Source organism: Limnobacter sp. UBA7229 (genome assembly GCF_002473065.1).
GTDB classification, from domain to species: Bacteria; Pseudomonadota; Gammaproteobacteria; order Burkholderiales; family Burkholderiaceae_B; genus Limnobacter; species Limnobacter profundi.
In genome coordinates this window covers 201,277-225,051 of record NZ_DKTN01000023.1, presented here as the reverse complement: position 1 = coordinate 225,051, position 23,775 = coordinate 201,277, and the positions used below count along the sequence as shown (strand labels likewise).

The window sequence follows — 23,775 nt, the reverse complement described above, 5'->3', positions numbered from 1 at the left end:
AAAATAATAAACACAATAACGTTTTATGTTTAAAGCATACCTTGAAATGTACTTTCATCAAGTACAGTCACGCCCAAGGCTGCGGCCTTGTCCAGTTTGCTGCCAGCAGCCTCCCCGGCCAACAAGTAATCTGTCTTTTTGGACACCGAGCCAGTTACTTTACCGCCACGAGCGATGATCAATGCGCCAGCTTCATCCCGGCTGTAGTGGCCAAGCGTGCCGGTGAGCACAAATGTTTTTCCAAAGAAAGGATGCGATTCATCAGCTGTTTGCGTGTCTTCGGTTGGCCAGGCAAGTCCCAGTGAGATTAATTCGCGTACAACCTGTTGATTGGCAGGTTCATCAAAAAATTGCCGTATGGATTCCGCCACCACAGGGCCGACATCGTTGACCTCAAGCAGTTCTTCAATTGTGGCGCTCATCAGCCGATCCACATTCTTGAAATAGGCCGCCAAATCACGGGCGGTAGCCTCGCCAACATGCCGTATTCCCAAGCCGAACAAAAATCTGCCGAATGTGGTTTGCTTGGCCTTTTCGATGCTGTCCAGCAGGTTGCGCACCGATTTTTCTCCCATGCGCTCAAGCTGAACCAAGGCATCAAATTCGAGGCGAAACAGGTCTGCGGGGGTTTTTACCCATTCCTTGTCAACCAGTACTTCAACCAGTTTGCTACCCAGGCCCTCAATGTCGATGGCACGTCGATGCGCAAAATGAATAATCGACTGCGTAAGCTGGGCTTTGCACACCAAGCCGCCTGTACACCGGAAAGCAGCTTCGCCCTCTTCTTTTTGAACCAGTGAATTACAAATTGGGCAGTGTGTCGGCATGACAAAGGCGCAGCTTCCTGCGCTGCGCTGGTTGCCCGGGAAAGGCAACACCTCGGGAATTACATCGCCGGCACGGCGAACCAAAACCTGGTCACCTACCCGCAAATCCTTGCGTTGAATTTCATCAAGATTGTGCAGGGTGGCAGACGATACAACAACACCACCCACTTTCACGGGTTCAAGTTTTGCAACCGGTGTGATCGACCCTGTACGGCCCACTTGTACTTCAATGTTCAGCAGGCGGCTGAGCACTTCATCGGGCGGAAATTTGTGGGCCACTGCAAAACGCGGCGCTTTGGCCACATAACCAAGTTGATCTTGAAGGTCAAAAGAATCTACCTTGTAAACCACGCCGTCAATTTCAAAAGGCAATGTGCTGCGGCGCTCGCCCACGCTGCGGTAGAAGGTCAAGAGGCCCTCGGCACCCAAGGCGGTTTGGCTAAGTTCTGAAACAGGCAGGCCCATTCCAGACAGCCATTGCATCATGGCGGATTGACTTTTTAGTTCACGCAACTGATCCCGTTCAAGGGCCGCACCATAGCAGTAAAACCGCAGCGGTCGACTTGCAGCTATTTTGGGGTCGAGTTGGCGAATGGTGCCAGCTGCAGCATTGCGTGGATTTGCAAAAACTTTCAGGCCAAGTTCCGCTTGCCTCTCATTCATCTGTGCGAAATCTTTCTTGAACATGAAAATTTCGCCACGCACTTCCAAATGCTCAGGCACCTTGCTTCCCTTTAATTTCAAGGGCAAGCTTCGAATGGTTTTTACATTGGTAGATACGTCTTCACCAACCGTGCCGTCGCCGCGAGTAATCGCTTGTTGGAAAATGCCGTTTTTGTAATGAATTGAGATGGCCAATCCGTCAAATTTTGGATCAACCGCGTAAGCAATTGTGGTGTCTATCGGCAGGTCGGCCAGTTCCTTGACCCGTCGATCGAAGGCAAGCACGTCGCTGTCATCAAAGGCATTGCCAAGCGACAGCATGGGTACGCGGTGCTTAACCTGCTCGAAGCCATCCGCGGGTTTGCCACCAACGCGTTGTGTGGGGGAGTCACTCTGAATCAGGTCGGGGTGGCTGTTTTCGAGTTGTTGAAGTGCCTGATAGACCCGGTCATATTCGGAGTCCGGCACTTCAGGTGCATCCAGCACATAGTAGGCATGTTCCCAGCGGTTCAGCAGTTCAATCAGGCGGCGAATTGCCGCGCTTGGAGACTCGTCCTGCTCATCGGATTTGTCGCCACTGCCGTTGCTGTCAAACAAATCCAGATTGGTCATGAAAACAAAATGCGAGCTACAGGTGCACCCGGCTTGAAGCCAGAATCGGTCAAATTACGAACCCGTTCAATCAACTGGTTGTAGATGCCCTCAATGGCTTGAGTGCTCAAGGTTCGGCCAGAATCGTCCATTAGCGGTGCACCGAATTTTTCATTCATGCCATGGCATACGGTGACAATATCGCCCAAGGCTTTAATGGGTTCAGCTGAATTGGGTACGTCAATACTAAAGCTCAACAGGCGTTTGCCGGGCGCATTGTGAATTACCATGCTGGCCAGGGTGCCGGATTCATCATTGAGAAACCACTGGTGGCCTTTTTGCACCCAACCTGCCACAGCAAGCATGTCGACTGCGGTGCTTTCCTGTACGGTTTCAGGTAACAGGCAATGCAGACCGAGCAAGGTATCCAAAGCAGCCGCGGCTTGGTCCAGCGTTTCAGCTTTGGCCACCACTTCCTTCATCTCGGGAAATTCAATGTCCGCATTCTGGTCTTCAGCAAATCGCCTGAATTTTCCAAGCACTTCAGAAAACTCGATTGAGCTGAGCGGACCTTTGCGGTTGGCAATTTGAACGCTTGCTTTCAAGGATTTTGCGGTGCCCTCATAGGGGCTTGCCTTGAACCACAGCGTATCAGCGTTTTCAGCGGCGTCTGGGCTGGCAGAATAAATAATTCGCTTGCGATTGATTTGTTCCAACCCGTCGATCAGGGCCTTCCAGGTGTTGGCATCTTTGTCTTCGTCGAAACGGATGATGAAATCTGCAAACAGGCGTTTGTCGATTGTCATTTGCGGTTCATTTTGCAAATGGCTGTCAGCTCGGTGTGCATTAAAGTCTGCTTCTCCGCCTGTTTCATCCAATTCAGGGGAAGAGTCAAACTCTTGTGATCCCGAGAACCCGGGCTCTGTACGCTCATAACTCGATTTGACAGAACCCGTATTCAACAGCGGGTCTTGATCGGTTTCACCAAAACGTTCGCTGGCTTGTTTGCGCAGTCGATAATCTTGCCACCAGTTGTAAGCGATCATGGCAGCAATGCCACCACCTCCAACAATCAGCAGGGTAAGTTGTAGGTCGTTCATACGGTTTCCGTTGCCATTTTTTCTGCAGCCGCCAGGTCAACGGCAACAATGCGGGAAACACCTTTCTCCTGCATCGTGACGCCGATCAGCTGCTGCGCCATTTCCATGGCGATTTTATTGTGGGAAATGAACAAAAACTGGGTTTGTTCAGACATTTGTTTGACCAAGCGGGTGAAACGCTCGGTGTTCGCATCGTCCAGCGGTGCATCAACTTCGTCGAGCAAGCAGAACGGTGCAGGATTCAACTCGAAAATTGCGAAAACCAGTGCTGTGGCCGTTAGTGCTTTTTCGCCACCCGACAAGAGATGAATGGTGCCGTTTTTCTTGCCGGGAGGTTGGGCAAATACCTGCACGCCTGCATCCAGAATTTCATCGCCAGTCATGACCAAGCGGGCTTCTCCACCACCAAACAACTTGGGAAAGAGGCGCGAGAAATGCCCGTTAACCACACCAAAAGTTTCGGAGAGAAGGTCGCGTGTTTCTTTGTCAATTTTGCGGATCGCATCCTCAAGGGTTTCCATGGCTTCAATCAGGTCGCCGGCCTGTTGGTCAAGGAATGATTTTCTCTCTGTTGCAGCAGCCAGTTCATCCAGCGCAGCCAGGTTCACTGCTCCCAACTCTTGCATGCCGTTGGTAAGGCGGGTTACTTCGGCCTGAAGCACTGATGCTTTCGGAGGTACATCCATGGCAACGAATTGCTGACCCAATTCGTTTACATCGGCCTGCACTTCGTCCATCAAATTCTTGTATTGTTCGATGGTGAGTTCAGCGGCCTGAATTTTTAATGCGAGGTCTTGTACCGCATCCCGCAGTGGATCAGCCTGCTTGTCACTTTCTTTTTCCGCACGTTCAAGCTCAGATACCTTCGCCATGATTTGTTCTAGCGCATCACGAGAAACTGCCACTTTTTCTTCTGCAATTACGCGCTCTTCCAAGGCAAGCTGCAATGCTTCTTGACCTTCGGTTTCAGAAAGCCCCTCAAGTTCAGCCAACGCCAATTGTTTGCGTTGCTGAATTTGCTGAATTTGACTGCTTGCAAAAGCAATGTCTCGTTCACATTCGCGTTGGCGAGATTCCTGATTACGAATATTGAATTCTGCATCCTGCTTTTTACGCAGCGCATTCTGCACCTGCGCCTGTTTGTCGCGCAGCGCCTGTTCTGCTTCAGTCACTTTGTCTTTCTGGCTTTCGAGCGCATCGCTGGCGACGGCAAGCTGCTCATCCAGTTCGGCGTACCTGTCTTCCGATTCAAGTAAAATTGCCCGCTGTTCTTCCAGTTCGCTTTGCAACAAAGCCAGGTCTAAACCAATTTGTTCCCGGCGGCTGTCTGCCCTGCTTTGCTGCTCTTGCAAGCGAATCAGTTGTACCTGGGCTTCATGCAGTCGCTTGGTCAAACTTTCAACCAGTTGACGCGCTTGCACCACATGGGCTTTCATTTCACCCGTGCGCAATTGCAGTTGGTCGCGCTTGGCCATGGATTCATTTTTCAACATGTCTAGCGCGCGCACTTCTGTACGCAGGGCTTCTATTTGCTGCTGGCGCTCAAGCCGACCGCTTTGCGCATTGTCTGCCGCATAAAAAGACACGCCTGTGGCGCTGACACAATGCCCTTGTGGCGTGAAGATCCGCTGGCCTGGCTTCAGGGTTTTTCGTTTCGCCAGTGCGGCTTGCAAATCGGGGGCCAGGAGGTACCCAGCCAGTGATTGAATCAAAGATTGCTGAATGGCAGAGTCGGTGCAGCGCACCAGGCTGGCCAGGTCTTCCGGACCAACAGAAAGGTTTGAACCACCGCCCTGACTCGCTGATTCCATGAAAGCCACGCGTGCAGGGGGTGGCTGTTTGGCAAAGCCCTCAACCATGTCAAGCGTTCGTACCTGAAAGCTGTCAAGCGACTCCCGCAGCGCCGATTCAAGTGCCCTTTCCCAGCCACGCTCCACTTGTAACTTGCCCAACAAGCGCGGTGTATCGCCAAGGCCGCTACTTTCAACCCAGGGCTTTAACTCAGCGCTTTCGGCAAGTTGCTCGTTTAATTTCTCAAGTGCCTGCAATTGCGCCTGCGCGTTGGCATGCTTGTCCCGCTCAGCATTGAATGAGGCTTGAACATGATCAAGTTCGGCACCACCAGCAGCCAACTTGCTTTCAAATTCAGCAAGGTTGCCGGTGGCATTGTCAAGCTCCCGTTCAAGGGAATGGACCCGAGATTGGACTTCGTCCATTTCGTGTACCGAAGGTGCTGCAATTTGCTGCTTTTCGCTTTCAAGCCGATCCAATTTCACTTGAATCGTGTTTTCGGCACGGCTGGCTGATTCCTGCTGCGAAGAAACCTGGCCAAGTGCCTGCTGTATTTGCATGACACCGGCGCGTTTTTGGTCTACAGCGGATCGCGCAGCCTGCAAGGCCAGCTCAACTGGCTCGACGGCCAGCTCGGCCTCTTCAAGGGCAATAATTCGTTCTTCCAGCTCGGCTTGCTGTTCTTCAGTAGAACCACTGATTTCTTCCAATCGTGCCTTCGCGTCTTCTTCCCGCACAGTCCAGTTTTGAATTTCAAGTTCAAGCTCGGCCACTCGAGTACCCAGGCGTGCGCGTGATTCAGCCATCACGCGCAAATCAGCTTCAAGACGGCTTACTTGCCTGTTGGATTCAATCCATTGGGTTTGGTCGTTCTCCAGCTGTTGCTGGGCGTCCACCTGCTTTTCACGCACAGCAAACAGTTCTGTTTGGGTGCTAATCGATTTGCTTTGAATGGCCTCAAGATCAGCTTTGGCACGTTCAAGCTTGGCCTGGCCAGTATTTTTCTGCTCTAACGCCTCGGAATAGCGGATATACCAAAGCAAGCGCTGCTTGGTATTTTTAGCCTCTTCAAGTTCCTTGAACTGCCGCGCCACGGTGGCTTGCTGCTCCAGTCGCTCAATCTGGCTGGTCAATTCGCGAAGAATATCTTCGATACGGATGAGGTTGTCGCGCGTGTCGGCCAAACGATTGCCAGTTTCCCGGCGGCGTTCCTTGTATTTCGATACACCTGCGGCCTCTTCCAGAAAAATGCGCAATTCTTCCGGGCGGGCTTCAATAATACGGGCAATCATGCCCTGCCCGATAATGGCATAGGCGCGTGGCCCAAGACCTGTACCCAGGAAAATATCCTGGACGTCGCGGCGGCGAACCGCCTGCTGGTTGATGTAATAGGTTGAAGCGCCATCGCGTGTGAGCACGCGTTTAACGGAAATTTCGGAATATTGGTTCCAGCTGCCGCCTGCCCTGCCTTCTGCATTGTCAAACACCAGCTCTACGCTGGCACGCGAGGCCGCTTTGCGGTTGGTGGAGCCATTAAAGATCACGTCTTGCATGGATTCGCCACGCAGCTCCGACGCCTTGGATTCACCCAGTACCCAGCGTACCGCGTCGATGATGTTGGATTTGCCACAGCCGTTCGGACCCACCACACCCACCAGATTACTGGGCACGGCAAAGGACGTTGGTTCAACAAATGACTTAAAGCCAGCTAAACGAATGTGAGTTAATCGCACGATGAAGTGGAAATGAGACCAATAGAACGAATAAAAACTTCAACCCACGGGAACTTGAAAACCCGCTGACCTTATAATAGCAAAGCCTTCGCGCTTTACGCCGGGCCCCCGCCCGTAGTTGGCAGGATGATTGAGTTGTTTAACGCCACAAAGGCCAAAGGCCACAACAGGCTAAAAAGGCCCACGAGAGAATTATGAGTAACAAACCCAGCCGTGATTTACAGACTTTTCCGAATCCGAACCCGGATCGGCCCTACCACGTTCACATCGAAGTGCCTGAATTTACATGTCTTTGTCCCTTGACCGGGCAGCCAGACTTCGCCACTTTGGTGATCGACTACCTGCCCAACCAGAAGAATGTAGAGCTGAAAAGCCTGAAAATGTACATGTGGAGTTACAGGGAGGAAGGTGCTTTCCACGAGGCTGTAACCAACAAGATTCTGGACGACCTGGTGGCCGCAACTGACCCCCGCTACATGAAACTAACTGCGAAATGGTATGTTCGGGGTGGTGTATACACCACGGTGGTGGCTGAACACCGCCACTCAGGCTTTCAGCCCTTGCCGAAAGTTGAACTGGATTCCATTTCAACCATGAACCCTACTCGTGGCTAAATGCGAGGGGTTAAAAGCGCGTGGCTATACGCGCTTGGCTTAAAACGATGGCTAAACAGCAATTCCGGTGAACTCATTGAAAAACCTCGACAAACTTCAGCCTTATCCATTTGAACGCCTCAAAGCATTGTTCGCGGGCACCCAGCACACGGGTGGTTTGACCCATGTGAATTTGTCGATTGGCGAACCCAAGCATCCCACGCCAGCGCTGATCAAGCAGGCTTTGATCGACAACCTTGATGGCTTGTCGGTATACCCCGGTACGCAGGGATTGCCGGTGTTGAGAAAAGCAATCTCTGAGTGGATACTGCGCCGTTTTGATGCCTTGGTCGATCCGGAAACTCAGGTTTTGCCGATTCTGGGCTCGCGTGAGGCTTTGTTTTCTTTCGCACAGGTGGTACTGGATGGTTGTGAGAACGACAGCCACGTTGTTTTTCCAAACCCGTTTTATCAAATTTACGAAGGCGCCACCTTTTTAGGTGGCGCAAGCCCTGTGTTCGTGAACATTGATCCGGCCAGCGGTTTGTCAAATTTTCACGCACTCAGCCCCGATGTATTGGCCAAAACAAAGCTGATGTATGTGTGTTCGCCCAACAACCCGACCGGCGCGGTGTATTCACTTGAAGACTGGCAAAAGCTGTTTGATCTGGCCGATGAATACAATATCGTGATCGCATCGGATGAATGTTATTCAGAAATTTATCTAGATGGCACCGCAGCCCCCATCGGTGGGCTTGAAGCAGCAAGCCGTTTGGGAAGGTCGGATTACAACAACCTGATTGTGTTTTCCAGCCTCTCCAAGCGCTCTAACGCGCCCGGGCTTCGTTCTGGTTATGTGGCAGGCGATGCAGAGCTGATCAAGGCATTTCTTCGCTACCGCACCTACCATGGTTCTGCCATGTCGACCACCATACAAATGGCCAGCGTAGCTGCCTGGAACGATGAAGAACACGTTGCCGAGAACCGCCGCTTATACACCGAGAAGTTCAAAGCCTTCAGCGCTATTCTTGAAAGCAAACTTGAACTGCATATTCCACCCGCCGGCTTTTACTTTTGGGCTGATGTGGGGCAAAGCGACACAGCCTTCGCCAAAAGGCTATTTGAGCAAGCGCATGTTACCCTATTGCCCGGAAGCTTTTTGGGTCGCGAGGTGAATGGATTTAACCCCGGCAGCAACCATGTGAGAATTGCGCTGGTAGCCAGCCTGGCCGAATGCAATGAGGCCGCTTGTCGAATTGCACAACAAATTAAAAACAGTCTCTGACACAGGAAATCACCATGACAAATAATCATCAATCCATCATTGAAGCCGCATGGGAAAACCGTGCAGAAATTTCCCCTTCTTCTGCACCTGCAGACGTTCGCGCCGCTGTTGGCGACGTACTGGAAAAATTGAACAGGGGTGAATTGCGTGTTTGTTCGAAGGAAAGCGGCGAGTGGGTAACCCACCAATGGATCAAGAAAGCCGTGTTGCTTTCTTTCCGCCTTGAAGACAACAAACCAATGGCTGCCGGTGGTTTCACCCAGTTTTACGACAAGGTGCCCACCAAGTTTGTCGATTACACCGAAGAAGACTTCAAGAAAGGTGGATTCCGTGTAGTACCGCCTGCCGTGGCCCGCCGTGGCAGTTTCATTGCCAAAAATGTAGTGCTGATGCCCAGCTACGTGAACATTGGTGCGTATGTAGACGAAGGCACCATGGTGGACACTTGGGCCACTGTGGGTTCATGCGCACAAATCGGTAAAAACGTTCACTTGAGCGGTGGCGTAGGCATTGGTGGCGTGTTGGAACCTCTACAGGCGAACCCCACAATCATCGAAGACAACTGCTTTATTGGCGCACGTTCTGAGGTAGTGGAAGGCGTAATCGTTGAAGAAAACTCCGTGATTTCCATGGGTGTTTACATCGGTCAAAGTACAAAAATTTACAACCGCGAAACAGGCGAAGTAAGTTACGGCCGAATTCCTGCTGGCTCAGTGGTCGTCAGTGGCTCACTGCCCAGCGCTTGTGGCAAGTACAGCCTGTACTGCGCGGTGATCGTCAAGCGTGTTGATGCAAAAACACGTGCGAAAACCGGCATCAACGAATTGCTGCGCAACGCAGAGTAAAGGAGCATCCGACAGAATGACAGCCAAGGTATACGGAATTCCTAACTGCGACAGCGTAAAAAAAGCGATTGCATCCCTGAAATCGAATGACGTGGAAATTGTTTTCCATGACTTCAAAAAACATGGTGTACCCGCGTTGCTGCTTGACGAATGGATCAGTACCTTTGGGTTGGATAAAGTCATCAATCGGAAAGGCACCACTTGGCGTGGTCTGGACGAAAGCCTGCAAGGCAAAGCCCAGTCACCTGAGGGTGCCAAAGCCCTTCTGTTGGAATACCCCAGCATCATTAAACGCCCGGTCGTCGAATTGAACGGCGTACTCACCATTGGGCAAACCGATTTCAGCCAAGGCAATTCATGAATCAGGATTACACCGCACACATTGCAGTCGACCCCAAAGAACTGCACACCGTTCGCGACTGGGTGCGGTTTTATGTCAGCGAAATGCGCCGTGGTCAGGTGTTTTTTGGCCATGGCTCAAGCAACGCATTTGATGAAGCGATTTATATGGTGCAGTCGGCGCTCAGTCTGCCGATTGGCGATGTCGGGCCGTTTTGGGACGCACGTGTCACCATTCAAGAAGCCAATCGACTGACACGTTTTATTACCCAACGTGTAGTCGATCGCAAGCCGGCCAGTTACATCACTGGCGAGGCCTGGTTGCAAGGACATGCCTTCAAGGTCGACGAACGGGTCATCATCCCGCGTTCCTTCATCGCTGAACTGCTGGCCGACCAATTAACGCCCTGGGTAAATGCCCCTGAAATGCCATTCGAGATTCTTGACATGTGCACAGGTTCCGGCTGTCTGGCGATTCTAGCTGCCTATGTGTTTGAAAATGCGCAGGTTGATGCTGTCGATTTGTCAACTGAGGCCTTGAGTGTCGCGCGCGAGAACATACAGCTGCATGAGATGAAGCGGCGTGTTCATGCCATTGAATCGGATTTGTTTTCAAACCTGAATGGCAAGCAATACGACTTCATCTTGACCAACCCGCCTTATGTCAATGAGGCCTCCATGAAAAAGCTGCCTCCCGAATACCTGCACGAGCCACGCATGGCTTTGGCCGGTGGCGACAGCGGTATGGATCTGATTCAGGATATTCTTGAACAGGCCCCTAAACACCTGAAAGACGGCGGTTTTCTGGTGGTTGAACTCGGCAATGAAAAACTGCATTTCGAAGCGGCCTTTCCACATTTAAATCCCATTTGGCTTGAAACCTCGGCAGGTGACGAACAGGTGTTTTTGCTCAACAAAGAAGACTTGGTCTAAACCCATTCAATGATTCAAATCAACAACCTCAGCATTGCGCGGGGCAGCAAGCCTATTTTAACCAATGCTGAACTCACTCTGTTTCCCGGTGAAAAAGTAGGTCTGATTGGTCACAATGGCGCTGGTAAATCCAGTTTTCTAAGTGCCCTTCTTGGCGAGCTTCACATTGATCAAGGCAGTATCGACCTGCCCAAGGTGTGGCGACTTTCCTGGATTGATCAGGAAGTAACGGCCAACCATCTCAGCGTGATTGATTTCGCCCTGGAAGGTGACCGGGCCTTGCACGAAGTGCGCCAAAAAATTCATGCTGTTGAAGAAAGCGGCGACATGGAGCAACTTGGCCACTTGTATGAAGAACTGGAGAACCTGGATGGCTACACTGCTGAAGCGCGTGTGGCCACCATTCTTCACGGCTTGGGGTTTAAAACAGAAGACCTTCAACGCAAAGTTGGCGAGTTTTCTGGCGGCTGGAAAATGCGCTTGAACCTTGCCAAAGTGCTGGGCTCAAGGGCCGACCTTATTTTGCTGGACGAACCCACCAACCACCTGGACATCGAAGCGGTGGTGTGGCTGGAGCAGTGGATCAAGCAAGTCAACAGCACGGTAATTCTGGTTTCACATGACCGTGATTTTCTAGACGAGGTGTGTACCCACACCGTGCACCTGAACAGCGAAAAACTGACCAAGTACACGGGTGGTTACTCTGCGTTTGAGCGTGCTTTTGCCGAGCGTGCAGACCAGGTTAGCCAGGCCAACAAAAAGGCTGCTGGTGAAATGGAAAAGCTGCAAAAATTTGTGGATCGTTTCAAGGCCAAAGCCAGCAAGGCCAAACAAGCACAAAGCCGGGTAAAGCGACTTGAAAAGATCAAGTTGATTGAAACTTTGCAAGTAGAACCCCATGTGGCAATTCCGTTTATGGAACCCCACAAAAGTCCAGACCCGTTGGTGGTTCTGAACCGGAGCGATTGTGGCTATGAAGGTGCAACGCCCATACTAAAAAGTATCAGTCTTGAACTTCGCCCTGGCGACCGTATCGGTCTGTTGGGTGCCAACGGCAATGGCAAAACCACCCTGGTTAAGACATTGGTGGGCGAGCTCAACATGTTGGGTGGTGAGCGGGTTGAGGGCAAAGGACTGGTTTACGGGTATTTCGCACAAGACCAAATTGAATCGCTTGACATGAACGCCACACCCTTGCAGCACATGTCACGTCTGGAGCGGCAAATTTCCGAGCAAAAAGCGCGTGAATTCCTGGCACGCTATCACTTTAGAGACGACAAAGTTCGTCAATTGGTTGGCAGTTTTTCGGGCGGTGAAAAGTCGCGTTTGGCTTTGGCCCTTTTGGCTTACAAACGCCCCAACCTGCTATTGCTGGATGAACCCACAAACCACCTGGACATTGCAACTCGCCAAGCCTTGGCCAGCAGCCTTCTGGAATTTGAAGGAGCCCTGGTGATGGTTTCTCATGACCGGCATTTGCTGGAATCTATTACTGATCGCTTTTGGCGCGTTCACCAAGGCGCAGTGACCGAATTTGACGGGGACCTGGATGACTATGCCGAGCTGCTGCGCAAAGAAACCAGTGCGGAAAATCGCAATGCAAAACAAGGCAATTCGAACAACAAACCTGTTGCAGTTGTGGCAGCACCGATAGACAGGCAAGCTGTGAACCAACGAATCAAACAATTGGGCAATCAGGTTAAAAAACTTGAAAAACTAATTGAGACTGACCAACCCAAAATGGCCAAACTTGATGAAGCTTTGGCCAAATGCGACTACAGCAAACCCGACGATTCGAAAAAAGCCGCGGAACTGCACCATGAGCGCAACTTGATCGCCGCTCGCCTAGAGAATGCGGAAACTGAGTTGCTGGAACTGATGCTTGAGATTGAGCAACTGGAAGAGTCCCTAAGCGTGTCGTGAACAGCAATGTGATGGCTAATCCAGAATACCTTCCTCACTCAAGAATTCGCGCCATGCATTTGAATTAAAGCAAAGTGCGGGGCTAAGCACCTGGCTGTTCAAGTTCACCAGGTTTTCACGAAGTAGCTGGCGCTTATCGGCACCCGCGATCTCGCACATTTTTGCGCGCACATGACTTTTGACCACATCGGGCACGCAAAGCGTTGGTCTGAACTCCATGTCATGTAACTCATTGCCAAGTACCTGCTCCAGCAGTTCCAGTGAAGACTGCGCCGGGGTCAACTGGCCCTGTTTGGCATCCTGAAAAGCCAATTCAATCAAGCCAATCTGACTTCGCAACAACAAAGCATCGATCGTTCTGTGCAGCTCCAGTGATTTGTTCCGCGACTCGACCAAACCCAGATAAGATGCAGGCAATTTCCAGCTGGGAATGTCGGCCCGATTGATTAACTCAAGACTGATTTTTAGAGACGATCGATACACAGGGTCGATCAAACCAGTGTTCATGTTATGGACAGACGAATTCAAGTCGGCGTCAAAGTCCTGTTCATCATTTCCAATCAAAGACTCCAACACCCGATGGCTGCCCACTGACACTGATGCAGGCTCTCCAGAAAACGCCATGACGTGTTCTCGGCTGATGGTCGCTACATCCAGCGGCTGTGAATTATTGGCACGGCGATCATCGTGACCGTACTCATTAACCCCAAACTGAATATTTGCTTTTTTAGCTGAATGCCGTCGATAAAGTAACAAAGTAATTATCAACAGAACCGCTGCACCCAACGATACCGGCAGCAGCCACTCTTGCAGGTTACGGTTTGCAGCTGTTTCCCCAGTGTATTCATTCAAACCCAGCCCGCCAGTTACATCGCTGGTTTCCCGTCGGCTTTCAATGAGCCCGGCGCCAAACAAATCCGTATTAAGCGATGCCACCTTCACAACTTCATTGGTACCAGCCGCCTCATCATTTTCTGGTGTCTTTAAAACAACTGCGGGAGTCTGGTTCAATGCTTGTTGAGGCTTTATTTCATGTCGCTCGTCTTGAGTCATCCACACTGGTTTGCTGTCAAGCTGTGGCGCTGGTGCTTTTCTGGAATTGGCCAACAAAGAAGAACCTTCAGGGTCAAAAGCAGATTCTTTGCCAGCAGTGCTTACATTAATTGCACTGCCCTGTTCGACCCCACCCTGTTTCAACAGCAATGTCCATTTTGTGCTGAACACGATCAAGGGGCACTCCGACACCAACTCCATTTCAACCACCGCATCCTCAACAGGTGCTACAGACTTGAATTCGAGCAATCCTCCGCGGCGAATCGTTGGGTCAAAATTCACCAGTACCTCTCGCGAGAGGGTACTTTCATAACTGCCAGGGGTATTTCCCAAAGCATATATTCGAGCCTTCAGGCATGTGGATCGCAATTGCGACTCAGCTCCTTCTGGCATGTTGCTGAGCGTACTTTTCAGATTCAGGATTTGACCAATTTGCTGAATACCCACTGGTGTGGAAATTTCAAGGCTGAGACCTGGCAGGGGAAACAGCGTCAATAAAGCACAGAGAATCGAAAACACCGAAAGGTGAATTATTCGAGCGGCTTGTGTCCAGAAAATCGGCATGTCTACTCTCGGTTCAATTGTTCCTGTTAGCGTTAGCATACGCATGACAACACTCAGTGAGGTATCCTTGAAATGACCTAGCACGAACGTGTTAGCCCACTTGCATCACTGGAGAGCGTTGATTGAATACTGCGCAAAATGAACCGATTCAGGTCTACACCTGGACAACTCCCAACGGCTACAAAATTCACATTGCCTGCGAGGAAATGGGACTTCAATGGAAACCCGTTGCGGTTGATATTGGCAAGGGCGATCAATTCAAGCCCGAGTTTTTGAAATTCAGCCCCAACAACAAAATACCGGCGATTATTGACCCGCATGGCCCTGACGGAAAACCACTCGAATTGTTTGAAAGCGGTGCCATTCTGATTTACTTGGCCGAGAAAACCGGCAAGTTTTTCGGTAATGGTCACCGTGAACGCCTCTCGATCATTCAATGGCTGATGTTTCAAATGGGTGGTGTGGGTCCGATGCTGGGGCAGGCGCATCATTTTCGGATTTACGCGCCTGAACCGATTGAATATGCTATCAATCGATACACCAATGAGGCCAAAAGGCTCTATGAGGTTATCAACAAACAGCTCAACGAATTTCCTTACATCGCAGGGGAAAACTATTCCATCGCCGATATGGCTTTGTATCCTTGGGTTTATCGTTGGCAACGCCAGGGGATTGAGCTAAGTGATTATCCTGCAGTGCACAAATGGTATGAGGCGTTAAGTGCCCGTCCAGCCGTCATCAAGGCCTTGAATACAAATCTAGAATGAGTGTTCTTATCAATCCTTAAACTGTTCAGTACACTACGGTCAATTTTATAAAAACAGAAATTTGGGAGACCTCCTTATGGCGAACATCGCCACATTCTTGTTTCAACACGATGACACCCCCAATCGCGTGTTGTACCGTCAGTTCATAGACAACGAGTGGGTTGATTTCAAAGCACGGGAAATGATCGACCTTGCACGTTCCTGGCAGGCTTTTTTCCGATCCATGGGCTTACAGCCCGGCGACAGGGTCGCCATTTGCCTGAAGAACAGTGTTCACTGGGTGGCGTTTGACCAGGGTGCAGTGGCCATGGGCCTTGTTTCAGTGCCGCTGTATGTGGACGACAACGCCAGCAACATTGCTTATTGCATTCAGGATTCCGGATCGCGCGCAGTGGTTGTTGAAAATGACCGCATTGCCCGCAACCTGTTGAAAGAGAATCTGAAAGACGTTCGCGTGTTGTCGATCAAATCAGACATCGAAAAAGAAGCCGATGGCGTGGAAAATGCGGTCCATGTGCTGAAAAGTCTGGATAAAAAGCTGGAGCCCTTCGAGCTGCTCGATCTAGAGCAAAACACGCTGGCCACAATTTGCTACACCTCGGGCACATCGGGTCGCCCTAAGGGAGTAATGTTGTCGCACAAAAACGTGATCGCCAACGTAGACAGCTGTTTCCAGTTGGACATTGCAAAGCCGGAAGACGTATTTTTGTCATTTTTGCCCATGTCTCACATGTTCGAGCGCACTGGCGGTTACTACTTGCCCCTGCGTGTGGGTGCAAAAGTGATTTACGCACGTGGTATCAATCAATTGCCAGAAGACCTGGCAACACAGGCACCCACGGTTCTGTTTGCTGTACCGCGCATTTTTGAAAAGTTTTACGGCCGCATTCAAGCCTCTGTCAAAGACTCTCGCTTCAAGCGAAAGGCATTCGAAAAGCTGGTGGATGTGGGCTGGCGGATGGAACAGGGCAAAGGTGGCATTGTCGATCACTTTCAACTCCCTCTTCTGCGCGCCAAAGTGGCTCAACCTATTCTGGAAAGACTGGGCGGCCGCTTGCGTTTGGCCGTGGTGGGTGGTGCGGCACTAGACAGCACAATTGCCAAGGCGTTTATCGCAATGGGGCTTCCCATTCTTCACGGCTATGGCATGACTGAGGCCTGCCCGGTCATCTCAGTCAACCGTCCCGAAGGCAATGTGCCTGAATCTGTGGGCCCTGCTCTGCCCAATGTAGAGGTCATGCTGGGCGAAAATGACGAACTGCTGGCACGCGGCCCCAACATCATGTTGGGGTATTGGCAAAACGAAGAGGCCACAAAAACAGCGATCGATTCAGACGGTTGGCTGCACACGGGCGACGTGGCTGAAATCAAGGACAAACGAATTTATATTCGGGGTCGAATCAAAGACATCATGGTGTTGTCCAATGGCGAGAAGTTTTCCCCGCAGGATGCGGAAATGGCCATTATTGGTGACGATGTGTTTGAGCAAATTGTATTGATCGGCGAGGGACGACCGTTCATCGGCATGATTGCGGTCACTGCCAACTCCAATGAAAAAGAACTGATCAAACGAGCCAATGAGCGTTTGCAGCATTTGCCGCGCTACATCCGTGTGCGCCGCATTATCACCACCAAAGAACCCTGGACGGTCGACAACGGCCTTTTAACGCCGACCCTCAAGGTAAAACGCGTGAAGGTGATTGAAGCGTTCAAGGATCGAATCAACGACCTTTACGCAGAAGGCATGGGGGATTGATTGAAGTACTCCACCTCCCTTGGTGCAGAAAAAAGCCCACTTTGACGTGGGCTTTTTTTATTCTGCAGGCAAATCGTCGTGATCGTAAGTATCGGATCCAATTCGGGCCAGGAAATCTGCTGCCCTGTCTGGTGGGGGGCAGGTCGAGCGCAGCCCATCAATGTAGGAAAACAGATCTTCAGAAATGTTTTGCCACATCGGGTCGAGCACCACATCAACGCCCTCGTGACGCAACAATTCCGCCGCACTTGAAAAAGCACCATCTCCGGTCAGCAAGACCACCTGTTGAACCTGTCGTTTGTAGGCCAGGGTAGCTAGATCTACGCCCATTCTTAATTCAATGCCCTTGGGGTGGGAATCGGGGGTGAAGTCCTCATCGGCCAGGTCGTCTACGGTAATGCGTTTGCCAAGCAAATCAGCGAGGGCATCCTCATTCAGTTTCCAGGTATCCGCTTCGCGCGCTTCGCCCAGCTTCACAGCCAATTTCCGTTTTCTTTGCAATTGACGCTGAAACGCCACCCGGAATTGCCCTTCTTTGGATTTTGACAAATCAATTTGTTGTCTGGAAACCGGCAAGGTTACACGTTGCGTGAACACGGGCGTGTCATAGAAAAAAATGCGGAACAAGTGGCGCTTGGGCTGATTGCGTTCAAACAAATGAGCGGCTGATAAACGCCACACCAGATCGGCCATGACTTTTGCGTCATGGTGGACTGAACTTGGAAAAATTTGGCGAATTCTGCGAATGAAGAACGGACCATCCACCAGGATAGCTGTAAGCATATAAGCCTTTGATAAATATATAAATAATCAGACCGCCAAAATTATTTTGGCATCAGGAAATAATTGTCCACAAATATAGTACCACCGAATATCCGTCAAAAATAGCGATGGCAGCACCCATTAAGAGGGAGAAACTTGCACAGCAAAATAAGCAATACACATACAATCAATAAGTATTGTACTTACAACCACTTATTGCCCTAAAGCCCCAATGGTGCGGAGGATGAATTGAGCAAGAACACGGACAGTAGCTTGAACGACACCGCCAGAAAGCAAGACAAATACTGGCTTTATATTTTGTCGAACAACAAACCCAATGGCCCCCTTTACCTGGGGGATACCAACTGTCTTGCGACGCGCATGGATGAACACCTGCAAGGGCTTCGCCGTGATTATGCACACTACCATCGACTTGATCGCCTTGTTTACTTCGAAGTCTGGACTGACCATGACAAATTTGTGGCCCGACTTCGCCGAGTGCGGAACTGGCCACGCGACATGCGCTTGCTGTTGATTGAGTCCTTAAACCCCGATTGGGACAATCTGCTACCCCAATTTTTAAATGAATATTCAGTTAAAAGAATAGGAGCACCTGCGAAAGATCAGGAAAAAGCAGCGTGAGCAAATTATTTGGGAAATTGGTATTCCAATTTCCGGGTTCAGCGTTAACAATAATTGAACCTTCTCTTGTAACTGACACACAAATCAGCATGGTTTTCGATTGTTGATTGTTTGTGAAGTCAAGGGAAATTGGTTAGAGCCTCGGTATGAATCTGAAAAACCCCGAGCCCAGTACCAATAACGTTGCAGCATGTTTTTCAGGAGTTCATCATGAGTTCGATTGCAGAGCGTTTGACTCGGTCTTATTGCCTGTTCCACTGGTTACAGGTGAAGCCTATTCCGGATCAAATTCGTTCTAGCATTGCTTACAGCACACTTGAGCAAGAACTCCTGGCACTTAAAGTAAAACCTGAAGATTTGGCTGCAGTGGGTTCAGATGTAACAGATAATTTTGAAGAATCCAGACTGGCATTTATGGTTCGCTACAGCGGACTTACCTGGTCAACCTGTTCCATCTTCTGTGATGCTATTGAAAACAACAGTTGGCTTCAAAATGGCACCCCATTGCTGGTTCAGTTCACCGGCGTGGACGCGAGCGGTCAAGTTGGATTGCCCAAAGTAGCTTTGGGCGATTTCATGTTCCTGAAACCCAGCAATGTCTGGATTGACGACAACCGTGTTGTGTCATTCACCGTTCGCTGGAACAAACACGAAACCCGCCGCATGGAGCGCTTTATCCGCCTGGCTTCTGCCCGCCACGGTCTTGAAGCGACAGTCAGCAACATAGCGCAAAGCGAGAAGTTCATCGCAGCCATCAAGGCCACAGTTGGCGCGCAGTAAACTGCTCGCTTGGCAATCAACAGCCAGTGTTTGATCGGAAAGGCACCTTTGGGTGCCTTTTTAGTTGATAAAGTATCCCGATGCAAAAAGCCAAACCTGCCACCACAGCCCTGTACGATCTGATCACAGGCGACGAAGACGCACGCGTTTGCAAGGACATTCCTGATGAATCCTGCAAACACCAACCCGTTAATTTTTTTCTGCACTTGCTTGGCAACTTTTTCACCAAATTGGCTGACGAAATAGCCAGTGCACGCCTAGTGTTTCCATGGGTTCTTGGCCTGTTGGGAGCGCCCATGCTGCTGGTGTCTTTGGCCGTGCCCATTCGCGAGTCTGGTGTGCTGCTTCCTCAGCTGTTTATAGCCGCCAAAATAAGGGCCATAGCACTGAGAAAGTATGTCTGGTTGTTCGGAGGCTTGCTCAGCGGCTTTGCCCTTTGGGCATGCGGGTTTGCATTGTTCCTTGATTTGACGGCAGAAAATGCGAGTTGGCTGGTATTTGCTGCCCTGTTGGTGTTCAGTTTTGCAAGAGGTATATGTTCAGTTGCAGCCAAAGACGTACTGGGAAAAACCGTGTCGAAATCGCGGCGCGGCACACTCATGGGCCTGGCCACGAGTGTTTCGGGGCTGTTTACCTTGCTCTTGGGGCTCAATCTGGGTTTCTACAATCAAATCAAAAACAATGAATTGATCCTGGCCAGTCTTTTTGGCATTGCGGGGCTGTGCTGGATTGTCGCTTCTTTCGCGATTTGGGCGATCCGGGAAGAGCCGGGCGCAACCGCAGGAGGCGGCAATGCGGGCATTGAGGCTTTGAAATCGCTTCGTTTGTTGAAAGATGACAAACCTTTTCGCAACTTCGTGATTGTTCGCACCCTGTTATTGAGCGTGTCGCTGGGTGCACCCATGCTGATCATTCTCGCTCAGGACGCCCTGGGCAACGCCGCTTTGATCGGCCTGTTTTTGATCGTTTCTGGCTTGGCCAACACCGCGTCGGGCTATTTGTGGGGACGTTTGGCCGATTATTCAAGCCGCACCTTGATGGCAATCGCCAGTGCAATCAACGCCGCGGTAGGCATTGCTGTACTGCTGGTTTTGCAATTTGAAATTGAATTCAGCGCATTGGTGCTGTTTACCGGTGCTTATTTCCTGACTTCGGTGTGCCTGGCAGGTGTGCGTTTGGGCAGAAAAACCCTGCTTGTGGACATGGCCACTGCAGAAACCCGCTCTGCTTATGTTGCTGTCAGCAACACGGCGATCGGGTTTCTAATCCTGATTGTGGGGGCGGTGGTCAGCTTGCTGGCTGGGCAAAACACACACGCCATGTTGTGGACCTTTAGCGTTCTGTCTGCACTGGCCTGCGTGCTTTGCCCCCTGCTTCTGCCGGCACAACGGGCCTGAAAGCAAAAGTTGGGCAATTTTATGGGTTAAGTACAGCTTTTCCGCCCATGTAGGGCTGAAGAACTTCAGGCACCGTTACCGAGCCGTCGGCTTGTTGATAATTCTCAAGCACCGCCACCAAGGTACGCCCAACCGCCAAGCCCGAACCATTTAAAGTATGCACAAACTCGGTTTTACCTGCCTCGTTTTTAAAGCGGGCTTTCATGCGACGCGCCTGGAAGCTTTCGCAGTTTGAACAAGACGAAATTTCACGGTAAGTATTTTGGGCAGGCAACCACACTTCAATGTCGTGCGTGCGGGTAGAGCCAAAGCCCATATCACCAGTGCACAGAACGATAACCCGGTAAGGCAGCCCCAGCTTTTGTAGAATATTTTCAGCATGCTGGGTCATTTCATCCAGTGCTGCATAGGAGTTTTCCGGGTTTTCAATGCGTACCATTTCTACTTTGTCGAATTGGTGCTGGCGAATCAGACCGCGGGTGTCACGGCCATAGCTACCTGCCTCGGAGCGGAAACAGGGTGAATGTGCGGTCATTTTGATGGGCAAATCACCTGCTTTCAACATTTGGTCAGCCACCAAGTTGGTCAAGGTAACTTCGGCGGTCGGAATTAGATACAAAGGTTCAGAAGTTCCCTCTTCTCCGCCTTTCTTGACTGAAAACAGGTCTTCAGCAAACTTCGGAAGCTGTCCGGTGCCTTTCAGGGTTTCACCACGCACAATGTAAGGGGTGTAATGCTCTGTGTAGCCATGTTGCTCGGTGTGGGTATCGAGCATGAACTGCGCCAATGCCCGGTGCAGTTTGGCGATTTGCCCCTTCAGTACGGCAAAACGTGAACCTGACAAATTGGCAGCCGTTTCAAAATCAAGGCCAAGTTTCTCGCCCAAGTCCACATGGTCTTTCACCTGGAAATCAAACTGGGCAGGGGTGCCCCAGCGGCGCAATTCCAAATTATCGTCTTCGGATTTGCCTATCGGCACTGATTCATGCGGCAGGTTTGGAATGTTCAACAAAAAGGAATTCATCTCTTCTTGCAGGGCGGTCAAGTCGGTTTCATTGCGCTTCAATTCATCGCCCAAACCCGCCACCTCGGCCATTACCGCGGATACGTCGTCGCCTTTGGCCTTCAACTGGCCAATTTGCTTGGACATGCTGTTTCGCTTCGCCTGCAATTCTTCAGTGCTGGTCTGCAATTGTTTGCGTTTGCCTTCCAGCGCATTGAATTGCTCAATGTCCAGGCTGTAACCCCGTTGGGCCAGTCGTTCTGCCACATTGGTCAGGTCTTTGCGAAGCAATTGAATGTCTAACATGAAAATTTCTCAGAATGCGGTTGTATGAATAGCGGTGATGGTACTAAAACTTCAAGCCCGGTGTGGGCCGATGTGAGTGCTTCTTACTTTTTTTGGCGGGCTTCGGCGTTGCGTTGGGCAAGCCAGTTCAGTTTTTCTGCAATTTTACCCTCCAGCCCGCGGTCTGTGGGCCGATAAAACTGCGGCGGTTGCATACCCTCGGGCCAATAGCTTTCTCCTGCAGCATGCCCAGCTTCCTCGTCGTGGGCATAACGATAGCCACTGCCATGTCCCAGTTCTTTCATCAGCTGGGTGGGTGCATTGCGCAAGTGCATGGGCACGGGCATGGAGCTGCTTTGCTTCACGTGTGCCATCGCTTGTTTGTAAGCGTTGTAACCCGCATTGCTTTTTGCTGCAATCGCCAGGTAAAGCACGCATTGGGCCAAAGCCAATTCACCCTCTGGGCTACCCAGCCGTTCATAGGTCTGCGCCGCTTCATTGGCGATAGTAAAAGCTCGGGGATCGGCCAAGCCTATGTCTTCCCAAGCCATGCGCACAATTCGGCGGGCCATGTAGCGCGGGTCGGCTCCACCGTCGAGCATACGGCAAAACCAGTAAAGGGCTGCATCGGGGTCAGAGCCACGAACCGACTTGTGCAGCGCCGAGATTTGATCGTAAAAGGCATCACCCCCTTTGTCGAAACGGCGAATCTGCGAGGGTGCAATTTGCTTCAAGGCTGGTAAATCAAGGCTGTTCAAGCCTTGTGCCTTGGTTTGAAGCAGCGTAATTTCCACCAAATTCAGAAAACGGCGTGCGTCTCCATCGGCGTAACTACACAGTGCATCAAAAGCATCGCCTTCCACCACAATGCCAGTCCCCAATTCCGCCTGTGCACGTTTTAACAAATGCGCAAAATCGTCTGCATTCAAGCCATTCAGCACATAAACCTGCGAACGCGACAACAACGCTGAATTCACTTCAAAAGAAGGGTTTTCCGTGGTCGCGCCAATAAAGGTGACCAAACCCGATTCAACAAACGGCAACAGGGCATCTTGCTGTGATTTATTGAAGCGGTGAATTTCATCGATGAACAAAATGGTGGATTTACCCACCTTGGCATACTCGCCTGCCTGTTCAATTGCAGCGCGAATTTCCTTGACCCCGGAAAGCACTGCCGACAAAGCAATAAATTGCGCCTTGGCTGCACCAGCCAGCAGCCGTGCCAAAGTGGTTTTACCCACACCAGGTGGACCCCACAAAATCAGGGAATGAACATGTTGTTGCTCGAACAGCAAGGTAAGTGGTTTGCCTGGCCCTAACAAGTGCGTTTGGCCGACTACATCGGCAAGCTGGTTTGGACGGATGCGCTCGGCAAGCGGTACCGAGCCCGTCACAGCGCTTTGATTTGGGGGCAAAGAGGGATTCTCGGTGCTAACGCCAAACAAGTCGGGGGTCATTGCGTTTTGATAAGGTCTACACCCGCTGGGGCTTTGAAATCAAAATAACTGGCAGGTCTTTGCCTGGAGAAATCCCAATTGCTCAATTCCAGCTGGGTAACCTGGCCCAAAGCGTCATGAATTTCCAGGTTCACTGGCAAGCCGTCTTTCCAGCCAATACGGGCGTAGTCGAACAGGTTGTCCTTGTCTTTCGGACGAATGACTAGCCATTCCTTGCCGTCTTTCATGCCTTCATCTTTAAGATTAAACAACTTGTCAACGTCTTTACTGCCGAACAACAGGGCGACAGGTGTTGAATCCATGGCATTGCCAATGGGCTTTTGTGTGGCGTGACCCATGTCTTCATCGTAAGAAACCACGCTGCTGCCATTGGAGAGCAACAGCAAGGGATAGGGTTTCTTGATTTCCCAACGGAATTTGCCAGGCCGTGAAAAAGAAAATTCACCTGTACCGCGTTGTTTCACCGCGCCGCTGGGAGAAATAACCACTTGTGAAAACTGACCTTCGGCGAAGCCCCGGTTTTTTACAAAGTTGTTCAACGCCTCTTGGGCAGACGCCCAAGCCGACCCAAGTGCGCCAGCACTCAAAGCCGCAGCCAGGATTGATCGAAACAAGAATTGTTGAATTCGCATTAATTTCTACTTCCTTTAAGGTGCCTCACCCTGAATAACGCATGTTGTTGCCCG

The 23,775-nt window shown here is 50.8% G+C and carries 19 protein-coding genes; 11 read left to right on the top strand and 8 right to left on the bottom strand.

The features are described from left to right. Positions 1–29: 29 nt before the first annotated feature. Genes ligA through smc form a run of 3 tightly spaced genes read right to left on the bottom strand, consistent with a single transcriptional unit; the run spans position 30 to position 6,705 of the window. Positions 30–2,102, bottom strand: a complete 2,073-nt coding sequence (gene ligA, locus B4C79_RS15175; protein ID WP_291740661.1) for an NAD-dependent DNA ligase LigA — start codon at positions 2,100–2,102, stop codon at positions 30–32. After that, positions 2,099–3,181 (bottom strand): hypothetical protein, encoded by a 1,083-nt coding sequence (locus B4C79_RS15170; protein ID WP_171099118.1) that lies wholly within the window; start codon positions 3,179–3,181, stop codon positions 2,099–2,101. The genes ligA and B4C79_RS15170 overlap by 4 nt, the downstream gene beginning before the upstream one ends. Then, on the bottom strand, positions 3,178–6,705 hold the full coding sequence (gene smc, locus B4C79_RS15165; RefSeq protein WP_291751988.1) for a chromosome segregation protein SMC: 3,528 nt from the start codon (positions 6,703–6,705) through the stop codon (positions 3,178–3,180). Before smc ends, B4C79_RS15170 begins: the two co-directional genes overlap by 4 nt. A gap of 194 nt (positions 6,706–6,899) precedes the next feature. Between smc and queF the strand changes: the two genes are divergently transcribed. The 6 genes from queF (at position 6,900) to B4C79_RS15135 (ending at position 12,623) form a co-directional block, all read left to right on the top strand. Beyond that, positions 6,900–7,319, top strand: coding sequence for a preQ(1) synthase (queF, locus tag B4C79_RS15160; RefSeq protein ID WP_105029129.1), 420 nt, complete (start codon positions 6,900–6,902; stop codon positions 7,317–7,319). A 67-nt stretch (positions 7,320–7,386) separates the two neighbouring features. Continuing rightward, a complete protein-coding gene (gene dapC / locus B4C79_RS15155) occupies positions 7,387–8,583 on the top strand; it encodes a succinyldiaminopimelate transaminase (RefSeq protein ID WP_291740968.1) in 1,197 nt (398 codons plus the stop codon). Between the two features lie 14 nt (positions 8,584–8,597). Then, the gene (gene dapD / locus B4C79_RS15150) at positions 8,598–9,428 is read left to right on the top strand and encodes a 2,3,4,5-tetrahydropyridine-2,6-dicarboxylate N-succinyltransferase (RefSeq protein ID WP_291740966.1); all 831 of its coding nucleotides are present in this window, start codon (positions 8,598–8,600) and stop codon (positions 9,426–9,428) included. Positions 9,429–9,444: 16 nt separating this feature from the next. Then, a complete protein-coding gene (locus tag B4C79_RS15145; protein WP_275270839.1) occupies positions 9,445–9,789 on the top strand; it encodes an ArsC/Spx/MgsR family protein in 345 nt (114 codons plus the stop codon). Then, positions 9,786–10,700 carry a 50S ribosomal protein L3 N(5)-glutamine methyltransferase gene (prmB, locus tag B4C79_RS15140; protein WP_171099128.1) on the top strand — a complete coding sequence of 305 codons (915 nt, stop codon included), beginning with the start codon at positions 9,786–9,788 and terminating at the stop codon, positions 10,698–10,700. The genes B4C79_RS15145 and prmB overlap by 4 nt, the downstream gene beginning before the upstream one ends. Positions 10,701–10,709: 9 nt before the next feature. After that, positions 10,710–12,623 carry an ABC-F family ATP-binding cassette domain-containing protein gene (locus B4C79_RS15135; protein WP_291751985.1) on the top strand — a complete coding sequence of 638 codons (1,914 nt, stop codon included), beginning with the start codon at positions 10,710–10,712 and terminating at the stop codon, positions 12,621–12,623. A gap of 15 nt (positions 12,624–12,638) precedes the next feature. On the opposite strand, the gene B4C79_RS15130 is transcribed toward B4C79_RS15135, so the two are convergent. Next, positions 12,639–14,240 (bottom strand): hypothetical protein, encoded by a 1,602-nt coding sequence (locus B4C79_RS15130; protein ID WP_291739392.1) that lies wholly within the window; start codon positions 14,238–14,240, stop codon positions 12,639–12,641. A 122-nt stretch (positions 14,241–14,362) separates the two neighbouring features. Between B4C79_RS15130 and B4C79_RS15125 the strand changes: the two genes are divergently transcribed. Together B4C79_RS15125 and B4C79_RS15120 are read left to right on the top strand one after the other, a co-directional pair. Continuing rightward, complete coding sequence (locus B4C79_RS15125; protein WP_291739391.1) at positions 14,363–15,007, top strand: glutathione binding-like protein; 645 nt, start codon at positions 14,363–14,365, stop codon at positions 15,005–15,007. Between the two features lie 76 nt (positions 15,008–15,083). Next, positions 15,084–16,763 (top strand): AMP-dependent synthetase/ligase, encoded by a 1,680-nt coding sequence (locus B4C79_RS15120; RefSeq protein WP_291739390.1) that lies wholly within the window; start codon positions 15,084–15,086, stop codon positions 16,761–16,763. Between the two features lie 57 nt (positions 16,764–16,820). On the opposite strand, the gene B4C79_RS15115 is transcribed toward B4C79_RS15120, so the two are convergent. Further along, positions 16,821–17,546 carry an NYN domain-containing protein gene (locus B4C79_RS15115; protein ID WP_105029138.1) on the bottom strand — a complete coding sequence of 242 codons (726 nt, stop codon included), beginning with the start codon at positions 17,544–17,546 and terminating at the stop codon, positions 16,821–16,823. 228 nt (positions 17,547–17,774) lie between these two features. Between B4C79_RS15115 and B4C79_RS15110 the strand changes: the two genes are divergently transcribed. The 3 genes from B4C79_RS15110 (at position 17,775) to B4C79_RS15100 (ending at position 20,344) form a co-directional block, all read left to right on the top strand. After that, positions 17,775–18,167: a GIY-YIG nuclease family protein gene (locus B4C79_RS15110; protein WP_171099137.1), complete on the top strand. Its 393-nt coding sequence runs from the start codon at positions 17,775–17,777 to the stop codon at positions 18,165–18,167. Positions 18,168–18,377: 210 nt separating this feature from the next. Beyond that, positions 18,378–18,947, top strand: coding sequence for a hypothetical protein (locus B4C79_RS15105; RefSeq protein WP_105029140.1), 570 nt, complete (start codon positions 18,378–18,380; stop codon positions 18,945–18,947). An 80-nt stretch (positions 18,948–19,027) separates the two neighbouring features. Beyond that, positions 19,028–20,344 (top strand): MFS transporter, encoded by a 1,317-nt coding sequence (locus B4C79_RS15100; RefSeq protein ID WP_171099139.1) that lies wholly within the window; start codon positions 19,028–19,030, stop codon positions 20,342–20,344. A 19-nt stretch (positions 20,345–20,363) separates the two neighbouring features. Here B4C79_RS15100 and serS read toward each other — a convergent pair whose 3' ends face one another. From serS to lolA, 3 genes are all read right to left on the bottom strand, one after another. Further along, entirely contained in the window at positions 20,364–21,653 is a 1,290-nt protein-coding gene (gene serS / locus B4C79_RS15095; RefSeq protein ID WP_291751983.1) for a serine--tRNA ligase, read from the bottom strand. Between the two features lie 83 nt (positions 21,654–21,736). After that, positions 21,737–23,089, bottom strand: coding sequence for a replication-associated recombination protein A (locus B4C79_RS15090; protein WP_291751981.1), 1,353 nt, complete (start codon positions 23,087–23,089; stop codon positions 21,737–21,739). After that, on the bottom strand, positions 23,086–23,721 hold the full coding sequence (lolA, locus tag B4C79_RS15085) for an outer membrane lipoprotein chaperone LolA (protein ID WP_171099144.1): 636 nt from the start codon (positions 23,719–23,721) through the stop codon (positions 23,086–23,088). Before lolA ends, B4C79_RS15090 begins: the two co-directional genes overlap by 4 nt. Between the last annotated feature and the right edge of the window lie 54 nt (positions 23,722–23,775).

Coding starts and splice junctions, on each gene's coding strand:
- B4C79_RS15130 (WP_291739392.1), bottom strand. CDS start 14,240: ATGCCGATTTTCTGGACACAAGCCGCTCGAATAATTCACCTTTCGGTG.
- B4C79_RS15170 (WP_171099118.1), bottom strand. CDS start 3,181: ATGAACGACCTACAACTTACCCTGCTGATTGTTGGAGGTGGTGGCATT.
- lolA (WP_171099144.1), bottom strand. CDS start 23,721: ATGCGAATTCAACAATTCTTGTTTCGATCAATCCTGGCTGCGGCTTTG.
- B4C79_RS15115 (WP_105029138.1), bottom strand. CDS start 17,546: ATGCTTACAGCTATCCTGGTGGATGGTCCGTTCTTCATTCGCAGAATT.
- B4C79_RS15105 (WP_105029140.1), top strand. CDS start 18,378: ATGAGTTCGATTGCAGAGCGTTTGACTCGGTCTTATTGCCTGTTCCAC.
- B4C79_RS15090 (WP_291751981.1), bottom strand. CDS start 23,089: ATGACCCCCGACTTGTTTGGCGTTAGCACCGAGAATCCCTCTTTGCCC.
- serS (WP_291751983.1), bottom strand. CDS start 21,653: ATGTTAGACATTCAATTGCTTCGCAAAGACCTGACCAATGTGGCAGAA.
- B4C79_RS15145 (WP_275270839.1), top strand. CDS start 9,445: ATGACAGCCAAGGTATACGGAATTCCTAACTGCGACAGCGTAAAAAAA.
- ligA (WP_291740661.1), bottom strand. CDS start 2,102: ATGACCAATCTGGATTTGTTTGACAGCAACGGCAGTGGCGACAAATCC.
- prmB (WP_171099128.1), top strand. CDS start 9,786: ATGAATCAGGATTACACCGCACACATTGCAGTCGACCCCAAAGAACTG.
- queF (WP_105029129.1), top strand. CDS start 6,900: ATGAGTAACAAACCCAGCCGTGATTTACAGACTTTTCCGAATCCGAAC.
- B4C79_RS15135 (WP_291751985.1), top strand. CDS start 10,710: ATGATTCAAATCAACAACCTCAGCATTGCGCGGGGCAGCAAGCCTATT.
- dapD (WP_291740966.1), top strand. CDS start 8,598: ATGACAAATAATCATCAATCCATCATTGAAGCCGCATGGGAAAACCGT.
- B4C79_RS15100 (WP_171099139.1), top strand. CDS start 19,028: ATGCAAAAAGCCAAACCTGCCACCACAGCCCTGTACGATCTGATCACA.
- B4C79_RS15120 (WP_291739390.1), top strand. CDS start 15,084: ATGGCGAACATCGCCACATTCTTGTTTCAACACGATGACACCCCCAAT.